Raw genomic sequence first — 12,240 nt, 5'->3', positions numbered from 1 at the left:
CCCGGCCGGGGCCCCGCCGCCCCGGGGCGGTGGTCCCGGTGGTCCGCGGGGCGGTCCTCTTGTGCCCCGCGCTCGCCCCCCGCCGCCCCCCCCCCCCCCGGGGGGGGGGGCCCCCCCCCGGCCGGTTCAGCGCCGCTCGCGCGGCCAGACCACCCTCAGCGCCGGCGAGGAGAGGATGTCCCGCTCGCAGAACCGCGAGGTCACCCACCGTTCCTGCGAGAACAGCCGGGTCTGGTCGGCGTGGAACGGCGAGGCCGGATCGCCGGACTGGCCGTACGTCAGCAGCGTGCGCGCCACCGGGCAGCGGCTGCCGTCCCAGCCGACCGCCTGCATGTGGCTGGAACCGTGCACCACCTCCGGGTACCCGCCGGCCGCCGCGTTCCACGGGGCCTCGATCTTGTTCCAGACGCCGAGGGCCTCCGTGCCCCCGCCCACCGGCAGCCGCTGCCCGCCGCGCACCACGAACTGGTGCTCGCCCAGCGGGGCGTCCAGCGCGATCCCGGCCGCCCGCAGTTCGGTGACCGTGTCGGCCAGCGCCCGCGCGAGGCCGGGGGCCGCCCGGTCGAGCGTGCGGGGCGTGCCGACCGGGTCCGCCGGGGAGAACGGCACCAGCCACAGGTCCTTGGCCGGCGTCGACGCCGTCAGCCTGCGCCAGAACCGGTCGAAGAGCAGGGCGCCGCGGCTGGTGCTGTCGGCCGTACGGTCCCACGCCGCCAGCACCCCGCAGGCCGCCGAGACGTCCACCGGCCGTCCGTCGCTCCCGGCCGCCGTACCGCCGGGCAGCGCGGCACAGGCCGCCGCCGCGTCGGCCGCCGCCATGTCACCGGCCGGGACCCGGTTCGCGTACTGCTGCGCCTGCAGGTCGCCGACCGTCAGCCGGCCCCGCGCGGCCATCGCCGACACGTCCTGGACCGCCCCGCGCGTGCGCAGGGAGCGCGGGGTGGCGACCGTGCCCCAGATCCGCTCGTACCCCGTCAGCGGCCGCTCCGCGTTGGCCAGCCAGGCGCTGTCGTTGGAGTTCTCGGCGTACGGGGCATCGCGCAGGGTCGGCGCCCGGCCGGGGCCGAACACCCCGGGCTGGACCGCGTCCGGGTCCGAGCCGATCGCGCAGTCGCCGCGCGAGCCGTCCAGCACCGCCAGCCCCGCCGCGGGGTAGGTGGCCCGGCCGAGGGTGGTGGAGCAGCGGGCGGCCAGCTCGTCGGTGATCCGGGGGAGGACCTGGGACTGGGTGAACAGGGTGGCGCCCGCGGAGTCGGCGGCGACGGTGTTGACCCAGGGCAGGCCCTGCGTGCGCTTCAGCGCGTTCTGGATCCCGGCGACCGAGCGGGCCCTGCCCATCGCGAGAGCGGTGTCGGAGCCCCGCAGATTCGCCGCGTTGGGGTCGTTGAGGGCGTAGGCCGTGGTCGTCGTCCACGGCAGCGGGAGCCCGGGGCCGAGGTCGGAGACGACCGGCCCGTAGCGCGTCCACCACTGGCTGCGGACGACCGGGGCCCCGCCCTTCACCTGGACGCTGACCTTGCGTTCGGTCATCCGCTCCGGCCTGCCGTCCACCAGGTACGCGGTCGGGTCGGCCGGGTCGAGGGCCAGCTGGTGCAGGTTGACCGGGGTGCCGGTGGCCACCGTGTGGCTCCAGGCCACCTTGTCGTTGAAGCCGATGTTCACGACCGCCGTGCCCAGCAGGGAGGCCCCCGAGACGTTCAGCTCGCCCGGGATGGTCTGCTGCGACTGCCAGAACCGGCGCCCGCCCTGCCACGGATAGTGCGGGTTGCCCAGCAGCAGCCCCCTGCCGTTCGCGGTCGTGGAGCCTGCGAAGGCCACCGCGTTGGAGCCCATGTCGTAGCGGGTGGTGTCGAACAGCTGCCGGGCGGCCTCCGCGGCGGCCCCGGGATCGGGCTCCGCCGCGGGCGCGGCCGCGCGGGCGGCCGGGCCGGGCGGCCGGGCCCCGGTGATCCCGTCGACCCCGCGTCCCTGCCCGCCGAGCACCGACACGGCGAAGCCGCGCGCGGCCACGTCCGTGGCGGTGACCGGGTGCACCCAGGCCGCGTCCTTGCAGGCGGGGTCGGTGATCCTGTTCCGGGCGAGCCAGGCGTTGTAGCCGGCCGCCCAGCCCCGCATCAGTTCGCGCAGGTCCTTGCTCGGACCGGCCGGAGCGGGCGCGGCCAGCAGCTTCTCGACGGTGCCGGTCTCCCGTACGCCCTTGAAGAAGAGGTCGCTGGAGAGGTTCGTCGTGGCCGAGGAGAGCGAGAAGTCGGGTGCGGCGTCGGGGCCCAGCCAGCGCGAGCGCTCCCCGGACACGGTCAGGAAACCGTCGGCGAGCACGCAGACCTGGTCGGCGGCCTGGGCCCAGCCGGTGCCGAACCCGAGGTTCGCGTAGCCCCGGGCCAGCACGTGCGGGATGCCGTTCTCGGTGTAGCGGATGACGGCGGACAGACCGCCGCCCGAGGGGGCGACCCCGGGATCGGGGCCGGCCGTGGCCCCGGCCTGCGGTATCGCGGCCGTCGCGGCGAGGAGCGTGGCACCGGTGACGGCCAACCGGCGCAGGAGCGGCCCGGTGCGGCGGCGGGGACGTTGGGTCGAGCGCAACATGCCTCCCAAGGGGCCCGTGCACGGGCGGGGTTGCCCGTGGGACGGGTGGTGCGTGCGTGCCCCCACACTCATGCAGTCGGTCCGACGCCCTGTCAACATCCCGTTCGGTACGGCCGGTTGGCGCGCCGATCTTGACCCGGGCGCGCCGCGGGGCGAGGATCGCGCCATGACGGCAGTGCGGGACAACACGGTCGACGGACTCGTACGGGACAGCGCGCGGCGGGTCCCCGACCGGGTGGCGGTCCGTTACCGCGACCGTGCCTGGACCTACGGGGAACTCGACGCGGCCGTCTCCACCGGCGCGGCCGTCCTGCGCGGGCGCTACGGAATGGCCGCGGGCGACCGGGTCGCGACCTTCGCCCACAACAGCGACGCCTACCTCATCGCCTTCCTCGCCTGCGCCCGCGCCGGCCTCACCCACGTGCCGGTCAACCAGAACCTCACCGGCGAGGACCTCGCGCACATCCTCGGCGACTGCGGCAGCGCCCTGGTCCTGGCCGACCCGGACCTGGCGGAGCGGGTGCCCGCCGCGCACGCCGTCCGCCCGCTGCGCGACGCCCCCGGCTCCTTCCTGGCCGAGCTCGCCGAACCGCTCCCGTACACGGGGGAGCCCGGCGACCCGTCGGCCGTGGTGCAGCTGCTCTACACCTCCGGGACCACCGCCCTGCCCAAGGGCGCGATGATGACCCACCGGGCCCTGGCGCACGAGTACGAGAGCGCGATCGACGCCCTGGACCTCACGGAGGCGGACCTCCCCGCCCACGCCCTGCCGCTGTACCACTCGGCGCAGATGCACGTGTTCCTGCTGCCCTACCTGGCGGTCGGCGCGCGCAACACCGTCCTCGACGCACCGGCCCCCGACGCGCTCCTCGACCTGGTGGAGGCGGGCGGCGCCGACAGCCTGTTCGCGCCGCCGACGGTGTGGATCGCCCTCGCCGGCCACCCGAGGTTCGCGGCCGCGGAGCTGGGCGCACTGCGCAAGGCCTATTACGGCGCCTCGGTCATGCCGGTGCCCGTCCTGGAACGGCTGCGGGAGCGGCTGCCAGGACTCGGGTTCTACAACTGCTTCGGGCAGAGCGAGATCGGCCCGCTGGCCACCGTGCTGGGGCCGGACGAGCACGACGGCCGGATGGACTCCTGCGGGCGGCCGGTGCGCCACGTGGAGGCGAAGGTCGTCGACGAGGACGGCGCCCCGGTGGCCGACGGCACGGCGGGGGAGGTGGTGTACCGCTCGCCACAGCTGTGCCTGGGCTACTGGAACGACGCGCGGGCCACCGAGAAGGCCTTCCGGGACGGCTGGTTCCGCTCGGGTGACCTCGCCGTCCGGGACGCCGAGGGCTACTTCACCGTCGTGGACCGGGTGAAGGACGTCATCAACTCGGGCGGGGTGCTCGTCGCCTCCCGGCAGGTCGAGGACGTGCTCTACACCCACCCCGGGGTGGCCGAGGCGGCCGTGGTCGGACTGCCCGACCAGCGGTGGATCGAGGCGGTCACGGCGGTCGTGGTCCCGAGCGGGGAGGTCACGGAGGCGGAGCTGGTGGCGTACGCCCGCGAGCGGCTCGCCCACTTCAAGGCCCCGAAGCGGGTGGTCTTCGTGGACGCCCTGCCGCGCAACGCCAGCGGGAAGATCCTCAAGCGGGAACTCCGCGACCGCTTCGCGGAGCGCTGACCCGCCTCCGGCGGTGGGCGCGGGCCCGAGCCGCCCCGGCGGGCCCGAGCCGCCCCGGCGGGTCCGGCCGGGAACCGGTGCGTTCAGACGTCGTCGTGGACGAGAGCCAGGAGGCGGTCCAGGACGCGGGGGCCGCCGGCCCGGACGCCGTCGTGTTCGAACTCGTCGGTGACCCACGTGCGCAGGCCGCGCACGGTCCGGGCGGTCTCCAGGGAGTGGGCCGTGTCGACGTACATGTCGTCGTGGTAGACGGCGGCGGCGACCGGTACCTCGTTGGCGGCCAGCCGGGCCGGGTCGTAGAGCGGGGTCCAGCCGGTGCGCGCGGCGAGCAGTTCGGCGGTCTCGCGGAGCGGTTCGAGCGCCGGGTCGGTGGTGAAGTGCCAGGGGTGGATGCTCTCGCCGGTGAAGAACAGGGGCCCGTCCCCGGCGAGCGCCCCGGCGGCGTCGAAACGGGGGTGCGCGGCGCGGACCCGTTCGGCGGCCCAGCCGGTGGGGGTGGCCGGGTCCTGGGCGTAGATGGCCTCGTGGAGCAGGGCGTAGAGCGGGTGCCCGGTGAAGGAGAGCTGCTCGCGGACGCCCTCCAGGAAGGAGTCGGAGAGGGCGTGGCCGGCCGGAGTGCGGACGAACGCGTCCTCCAACAGGTAGTGCAACCGGTGGCTGCCGTCCCCGGTGCCGAGGAGGATGCCGAGGGACTGGAACGCCTCGGGCGTCAGGCGGTGCCCGCCGGGCAGGGTGGTGTGGTGCTCGGCGAGGTGGGCGGCGATGCGGCGGGCGCGCTCCACGTCCATCGGGTAGCGGGCGTAGTGGGCGAGGTTCTTGCGTTCGACGCGGGGGAGGGCGGCGGCGTACACCTCGTCGGCGGTGGCGGTCAGGGAGGGCAGGCCGCCGGTGATCAGGGCGGTCCGCAGACCCTCGGGCGCGGTGGTGAGGTAGTGGGTGGTGCAGAAACCGCCGAAGCTCTGACCGAGCACCGTCCAGGGGGCGCCGCCGGTGAGGGCGGGCCGGATGGCCTCGCAGTCGCGGACGATGGAGTCGGCGCGGAAGTACGAGAGGTACTCGGCCTGCCGGCCGGGAGTCCCGCGCAGCGGCAGGGTCTGCCGGTTCGCGGGGGTGGAACGGCCGGTACCGCGCTGGTCCAGGAAGAGAACGCGGTGGTCGCGCAGGGCCCGCTCCAGCCATGCCTGACGGCCGGTGAACCGGCGGGCGCCGAAGCCGGGTCCGCCCTCCAGGTAGAGCAGCCAGGGCAGGCCCTCGGGGTCCTTCCCGGTGGCGACGGCCTCGCGGGCGTAGAGCCCGATCCGTTCGCCGCCGGGGTCGTCGTGGTCCAGGGGGACCGTAAAGTGGTGGTCGGTGAGGACGACGCCGGGCTGGCGGTAGCTGGTGGTCACACGGCTCCCCTGGGTCTGCGGCGGTGCGGCCGACCGGCATGCGGTGCGGCCGGCCGAGGGGTGCGCGACACCCTTGCGGCCGGGCCGAGTCTAGGCGGCCGCCCCGGGATCCGGCAGGGCCCACCTCGTGGCGGGGTGCGCCCGTCCGCCGGCGTGGGTGGTGGGCGGGCCGGTCGGCGCCGGGCTCCCGGACGCCCGAGCGGCGCGGGAGGTGCCGGGCGGGCCCGTCACGTCCGTTGCGCCCGTCACGCCGGTCCCGGACCGGGGGGCGGGGGAAGGGGCGGCTCGGTGGGGAGGGTGCCGTTCGCGCGGAGGCGGCGCAAGGTGAGGTACTCGTGCACCATACGGCCCACCAGGGCCCCGCCGTACACCACGAACCCGACACCGACCAGCCAGGACTGGACCACCAGCAGGGTGCCGAAGGGCCCGTAGGTGACGGCGTTCGAGGCGATCAGCGGGGAGAACACCAGCTGGGAGAAGACCCTGAGGCCGAGCAGTCCGAGACTGGTGGCCACGGCCCCCGGGAGCAGCGCGCGCCAGCGGACCCGGCCGCCCAGCAGGAGCCGCCCCGAGGTCCAGAAGAACAGGCAGGTGCCGGTCATGTCGCCGATGGTGCCCAGGGCCGTGCCCAGCCAGTTGCGGGACGGGGTCGGGATCCCGACGAGCAGCCCGAGGTAGCAGACCAGCAGGGCGAGCCAGACCACGTGCCGCCACATGGTGTGCCAGCGGGCGGTCGGCAGGTCCCACACCTTTTCGTAGCCGGTCTGCACGGCGGAGCCGAAGGTCAGGCCGAACACCGCGAGGGCCGCGAGGCCGAAGGCGGTGGTCCGTTCCAGTGCCAGGTCCGCCGCACCGAACAGCAGCTCCACCCGGGCCCGCGAGGGCGCCGTCACCCCCAGGGCCTGGCCCAGCCAGCGCCCGAAGCCCGATCCGCTGCCCGGCGCGGCCGCGGCGACGACCACCAGCAGCGGCACGAGCGTGAGGAACCCGAGGGCGGCGAACCCCATCGCCCGGTGCATCAGCTCGATCTCCCGGCCACGGCTCCAGGCGAGCCCTGCGGGCGAACTCTGGAGACGGTCGTGGAGCTGCCGGAGGAACGAGGTCACGCCCCATCCCCTACCCGCACGGGCCCGCCGAGTCCCGGAGGCGGCGCCGAAGTGGGCCCGAACGGGGTCGTTCCGGCCGCCCGGCGGCCGGAGTCAGCCCGCCCGGCCGTCGCGGAGGTCCTTCACCCGCTTGATCTTGCCGACCGACCGCTCCAGACTCTCCGGCTCCACCACCTCGACCCCGACCGACACCCCGATGGACTCCTTGACGGCCCGCACCAGCTCCGCCGCCGCGTCCCGCCTTCGCCCGGCACCGGTTTCCCGCCGGGCCTCGACCCGCACGGTCAGGGTGTCCATCCGCCCCTCCCGGGTCAGCCTCAGCTGGAAGTGCGGGGCGAGCCCGGGGGTGCGCAGGAGTATCTCCTCGATCTGGGTGGGGTAGAGGTTCACCCCGCGCAGGATGATCATGTCGTCGCTGCGGCCCGTCACCTTCTCCATCCGGCGGAAGGCGGGACGCGCCGTCCCCGGCAGCAGCCGGGTCAGATCCCGGGTGCGGTAGCGCACGACCGGCATGGCCTCCTTGGTGAGGGAGGTGAACACCAGCTCCCCGAGCTCCCCGTCCGGCAGCACCGCCCCGGTCAGCGGATCGACCACCTCCGGGTAGAAGTGGTCCTCCCAGACGTGCAGGCCGTCCTTGTGCGAGGCGAACTCCTGCGCCACCCCCGGCCCCATCACCTCGGACAGCCCGTATATGTCCACGGCGTCCATGCCGAGCCGCTCCTCGATCTCGCGGCGCATCTCCTCGGTCCACGGCTCCGCGCCGAACACCCCGGTGCGCAGGGAGGTCGAGCGGGGGTCCAGGCCCTGGCGCTCCATCTCGTCCAGCAGCGTGAGCATGTAGGACGGGGTCACCATGATCACTTCCGGCCGGAAGTCCTGGATCAGGCGGACCTGCCGGTCGGTCATGCCCCCGGAGGCGGGCACGACCGTACAGCCCAGGCGCTCCGCGCCGTAGTGGGCGCCCAGGCCCCCGGTGAACAGCCCGTACCCGTACGCCACGTGCACGATCTGGCCCGGCCTGGCGCCCGCCGCGCGCAGCGAGCGGGCGACGACATCGGCCCAGGTGGACAGGTCCCCGTCGGTGTACCCGACCACCGTGGGCCGGCCGGTGGTGCCGCTGGAGGCGTGGATGCGGCGCACCTCGGGACGGGGCACGGCGAACATCCCGAAGGGGTACTGCTCGCGCAGGTCGGCCTTGGTGGTGAAGGGGAAGAGGGAGAGGTCGGCCAGTGAGCGGCAGTCGTCGGGATGCACCCCCGCCTTGTCGAAGGCCTGCCGGTGGAAGGGCACGCGGTCGTACACGCGGTGCAGGGTGGCCCGCAGCCGCTTGAGCTGGAGCGCGGCCAGTTCGTCGGGGCTCAGCCGCTCGCCTTCGTCGTGGAGATCCGCGTGCGCCGTCATCGTCGTCACCTCATCCAGGGCCAACCGAACGTTCATTCGGTAGCCTGCCGGACCCCGCCCCGTAAATCAATGACTCGAACGAGTGATCGTCTGGTGGGATGGCCCCCATGCCTGCCTTCACGACCTACGACGGAACCGAACTCGCCTACCACGTCCGAGGGGAGGGGGAGCCGCTGCTGTGCCTCCCCGGCGGCCCCATGCGGGCCTCGGAATACCTGGGCGACCTCGGCGGCCTGACCGCCGGACGCCGCCTGGTCCTCCTCGACCCGCGCGGTACGGGCGACTCCGCGACGCCGGCGGACGAGTCCACGTACCGCGTCGACCACCAGGTCGCCGACGTCGAGGCCCTCCGCCTCCACCTGGGCCTGGAACGCTTCGACCTCCTCGCCCACTCGGCCGCCGGCAACCTCGCCCAGCTGTACGCGGCCGCCCACCCCGAGAGGCCGCGCCGGACGGTGCTGGTCACGCCCACGGCATGGGCGGTGGGCCTGCCCGTCACCGACGGGCAGCGGATGGCGGCGGCCCGGCTCCGGGCGGGCGACCCCCTCTACGACACGGCCATCACGGCCTACGCGCGGATCCTCGCGGGCGGCGACGCCGACGCGGACTGGGACCTGGTCGGACCCTTGTTCTACGGCCGTTGGGACGACGCGGCCCGCGCCCACTGGGCGGCCAACGCCCACCAGCAGAACGAGCGGGCGGCCGACGCCTACGCCCACCCGGACGCCTTCGACCCGCCCGCCACCCGGGCCGCCCTCCGGCGGGTCACGGGCGAGGTGCTCGTGCTCGCCGGCGACCTGGACGGCAACCCGGCACCGGCCCTGGCGGCCCGCCTCGCCGCGCTCTACCCGCACGGAACCCTCGACGTCCAGCCGGGCGGCGGCCACTACCCCTGGCTGGACGACCCGGCCCGGTTCGCCGGGCGCGTCGGGCGCTTCCTCGCCACCGGCACCTGAGCGGCGGCCCCCCGGCCGCAGGCGTACGGTCGAAGGAGGCGCCCCCGGCCAGAGGAGCGCGAAGGGAGGCGACGGCGATGTCCGTCATCGACCCGGCGGTATCGGTGCGGCTCAGCGCGTCGGACGCCCGGCGCCTGTCCGCGCTGCTCGCCGAGGCGGCCCACCTGCTGGAGGACCCCGGCCCGCACCGCATGACCGACGCGCAGGCCGACGCCCTCGGCCGGAGCGCGAGCCGCACCGAACTGGCGGGCTGGGCCCGCACCCTCGCGGCGGAACTGCGCGCCCAGGACTAGGGCGGCGCCGATCGGGGGATCCGCGCGTCCCGGGTCCGTCGGTCCCGGGACCGTCCAGCCGTCGCGGGAGCGGTGGAGCGGCGGAGCGGCGGAGCGGTGGAGCGGCGGAGCGGGATGCCGCCCGGGGTGCGCTCAGTGTGCCGAGTCCGCCTCCGTGGCCACCGTCTTCGCCCAGCGGTAGTCCGCCTTGCCGCTCGGGGAGCGCTGGATGGCGTCCGTGAGCACCAGCTGGCGGGGGATCTTGTACCCCGCCAGCCGCGTTCGGCAGTGCCGCTGGATCTCCTCCAGGGTCGGCTCCGGCGCACCCTCGCGCACCTGCACCACCGCCGCCACGTGGCTGCCCCACGTCGGGTCGGCGACGCCCGCCACCAGGGCGTCGTACACGTCCGGATGCGACTTCAGTGCCTGCTCGACCTCCTCCGGGTACACCTTCTCCCCGCCCGTGTTGATGCACTGCGAACCGCGCCCCAGCACGGTGACGATGCCCTGCTCGTCCACGGTCGCCATGTCGCCGAGCAGCACCCAGCGCTCCGCGCCCTTGCGGAAGAAGGTCTCCGCGGTCTTCGCCGGGTCGTTGTAGTACCCGAGCGGTACGTGTCCGCGCTGTGCGAGCCGTCCGGGCACGCCCACCCCCACCGGCTCGTGCGTCACCGGGTCCACCACCTGGGTGCGGTCGTTGACCTGGAGGCGGAAGCCCTTCTCCGGACCGGAGTCGTCCGTCGCCCGGCCGTTGGAACCGGACTCGGAGGAGCCGAAGTTGTTCAGGAGCACCACGTTCGGCACGAGCCGCTGGAACTCCGCGCGCACCGTCTCCGACATGATCGCCCCGGACGAGGAGACGCTGAACAGCGAGGACAGGTCGGTCCCCGCGAGCGGGCCGTTCAGGGCGTCGATCAGTGGCCGCAGCATCGCGTCGCCCACCAGCGAGACGCTCGACACCTTCTCCTTCTCGATCGTGCGGAGCACCTCCTCCGGCACGTACTTGCGGTGGATGACCACCCGCTGGCCGTAGTTGAAGGCGATGAACGAGGTCAGGGTCGAGGTGCCGTGCATCAGTGGGGGAGCCGGGAAGAAGGTGAGGCCCGCCCCCCGCGCCGCGACCCGCTCGGCCAGTTCCTCGGGCCGCTTCACCGGCTCGCCCGAGGGCTCGCCGCCGAACAGGCCGGCGAAGAACAGGTCCTCGGCCCGCCACATGACGCCCTTGGGCATGCCGGTCGTACCGCCCGTGTAGATGATGAACAGGTCGTCGGGGCTGCGCTCGGGGAAGCCGCGCTCCGCGGAGCCCGCCGCCTCGGCGTCCTCGTACGCCACCGGCGCGAGCGCCGGCTCCGGGGCCCCCTCGGGCGTCGGCCCGACCCGGACCAGGTGCCGCAGCCGCGGCGTCTGCGGCAGGGCGGCGGCCACCCGCTCCGTGAACTCGCCCTCGAAGACGAGGGCGGCGAGATCGGCGTCGTTGTAGAGGTAGACCAGCTCCTCCTCCACGTAGCGGTAGTTGACGTTCACCGGAACGAGGCGGGCCTTGAGGCAGGCCAGGACGGTCTGGAGGTACTCGACGCCGTTGTAGAGGTGCAGTCCCAGGTGGTCGCCCGGCCCCAGCCCGCTGTCGAGCAGGTGGTGGGCGAGACGGTTGGCCGCCGCGTCGAGCTCCGCGTACGTCAGGCGGCGTTCGGCGCCGGTTCCGGGGTGGTCCACGTACACCAGGGCCTCGCGGTCCGGGACCACGTCCACGACCGACTCGAACAGGTCGGCAAGGTTGTACTCCACCGTTCCTCCTGACCCGAAAGATCCCATGGCTGGGCTGCTCGGCGGTCATTAGAGCCGCGCCCGGCCCAACTGGGAAGGGCGCCGGCCAAAGAATCTGACTGAGTGTCAGAAAACTATTGAACTGCACCCTCCCCTCCTGCAACCTGTTCTAGGTCTTGAGACGGGAGGACGGCAATGGGTGGGACGGAACACCTGACCGTGGACCGCCACGGCGCCACGCTGGTGCTCACGATGAACAGGCCGGAGGCGAAGAACGCGCTCTCGCTTCCCCTGCTGGTGGGGCTCTACGACGGCTGGCTGGAGGCCGACGCGGACGACTCGGTCCGGTCGGTGGTCCTGACGGGCGCGGGCGGGGACTTCTGCGCCGGGATGGACCTCAAGGCGCTGGCCGGGAAGGGCATGGACGGCGAGCGGTACCGCGACCGCCTCAAGGCCGACCCCGACCTCCACTGGAAGGCGATGCTCCGTCACCACCGGCCGCGCAAGCCCGTGATCGCGGCGGTGGAGGGGTACTGCGTGGCGGGCGGCACCGAGATCCTCCAGGGCACCGACATCCGGGTCGCGGGGGAGTCGGCCACCTTCGGGCTGTTCGAGGTCAAGCGGGGGCTGTTCCCCATCGGGGGCTCCACGGTGCGGCTGCCGCGCCAGATCCCGCGCACGCACGCGCTGGAGATGCTGCTGACGGGACGGCCGTACGCGGCCGAGGAAGCGGCACGGATCGGGCTGGTCGGCCGGGTCGTGCCCGACGGGACGGCCCTCGACGCCGCGCTGGAGACCGCGGAGCGGATCAACGCGTGCGGGCCGCTGGCCGTCGAGGCGGTCAAGGCGTCCGTCTACGAGACCTCCGAGCTAACGGAGACGGAGGGGCTCGCCGCGGAACTGGTGCGGGGATGGCCCGTCTTCGACACCGCCGACGCGAAGGAGGGGGCACGGGCGTTCGCCGAGAAGCGCGCGCCGGTCTACCGCCGGGCCTAGGCCGTCTCTTCCGGATCTTGCCTGGCCCGCGCCGCCCGGCACCGCACCTCGGCGCCTTGGCGGGGCACCAAGTACGTCCAGTACGGCGCCAAGTACGTCCAG

General features: G+C 74.3%; 9 protein-coding genes. 4 read left to right on the top strand and 5 right to left on the bottom strand.

From position 1 onward, the window contains the following. Positions 1 to 126: 126 nt before the first annotated feature. Entirely contained in the window at positions 127 to 2,586 is a 2,460-nt protein-coding gene (locus ABZW32_RS36910) for a penicillin acylase family protein (protein ID WP_356224846.1), read from the bottom strand. Between the two features lie 166 nt (positions 2,587 to 2,752). Between ABZW32_RS36910 and ABZW32_RS36905 the strand changes: the two genes are divergently transcribed. Next, entirely contained in the window at positions 2,753 to 4,255 is a 1,503-nt protein-coding gene (locus tag ABZW32_RS36905; protein WP_356224844.1) for a fatty acyl-CoA synthetase, read from the top strand. A gap of 83 nt (positions 4,256 to 4,338) precedes the next feature. Here the strand turns inward: ABZW32_RS36905 and ABZW32_RS36900 are convergent, their stop codons facing one another. The 3 genes from ABZW32_RS36900 to paaK form a co-directional block, all read right to left on the bottom strand. Beyond that, complete coding sequence (locus ABZW32_RS36900; RefSeq protein ID WP_356224842.1) at positions 4,339 to 5,643, bottom strand: alpha/beta fold hydrolase; 1,305 nt, start codon at positions 5,641 to 5,643, stop codon at positions 4,339 to 4,341. Positions 5,644 to 5,888: 245 nt separating this feature from the next. Continuing rightward, positions 5,889 to 6,749: a YhjD/YihY/BrkB family envelope integrity protein gene (locus ABZW32_RS36895; protein ID WP_356224840.1), complete on the bottom strand. Its 861-nt coding sequence runs from the start codon at positions 6,747 to 6,749 to the stop codon at positions 5,889 to 5,891. 93 nt (positions 6,750 to 6,842) lie between these two features. Further along, positions 6,843 to 8,150 (bottom strand): phenylacetate--CoA ligase PaaK, encoded by a 1,308-nt coding sequence (paaK, locus tag ABZW32_RS36890; RefSeq protein WP_356224838.1) that lies wholly within the window; start codon positions 8,148 to 8,150, stop codon positions 6,843 to 6,845. 107 nt (positions 8,151 to 8,257) lie between these two features. On the opposite strand from paaK, the gene ABZW32_RS36885 reads away from it, so the two are divergent. Together ABZW32_RS36885 and ABZW32_RS36880 are read left to right on the top strand one after the other, a co-directional pair. Further along, positions 8,258 to 9,106, top strand: coding sequence for an alpha/beta hydrolase (locus tag ABZW32_RS36885; RefSeq protein ID WP_356224836.1), 849 nt, complete (start codon positions 8,258 to 8,260; stop codon positions 9,104 to 9,106). A gap of 77 nt (positions 9,107 to 9,183) precedes the next feature. Further along, complete coding sequence (locus ABZW32_RS36880; protein WP_280919877.1) at positions 9,184 to 9,399, top strand: hypothetical protein; 216 nt, start codon at positions 9,184 to 9,186, stop codon at positions 9,397 to 9,399. Positions 9,400 to 9,531: 132 nt separating this feature from the next. Here ABZW32_RS36880 and ABZW32_RS36875 read toward each other — a convergent pair whose 3' ends face one another. Further along, positions 9,532 to 11,163 (bottom strand): acyl-CoA synthetase, encoded by a 1,632-nt coding sequence (locus ABZW32_RS36875; protein WP_356224834.1) that lies wholly within the window; start codon positions 11,161 to 11,163, stop codon positions 9,532 to 9,534. A gap of 174 nt (positions 11,164 to 11,337) precedes the next feature. Between ABZW32_RS36875 and ABZW32_RS36870 the strand changes: the two genes are divergently transcribed. Next, on the top strand, positions 11,338 to 12,138 hold the full coding sequence (locus tag ABZW32_RS36870; protein WP_356224832.1) for a crotonase/enoyl-CoA hydratase family protein: 801 nt from the start codon (positions 11,338 to 11,340) through the stop codon (positions 12,136 to 12,138). The last annotated feature ends 102 nt before the right edge of the window (positions 12,139 to 12,240 follow it).

The organism is Streptomyces sp. NPDC004667 (assembly GCF_040609475.1).
Lineage (GTDB): Bacteria > Actinomycetota > Actinomycetes > Streptomycetales > Streptomycetaceae > Streptomyces.
Note: the sequence above shows the minus strand (reverse complement) of the source record. Positions and strands in the feature narration are given on the sequence as shown.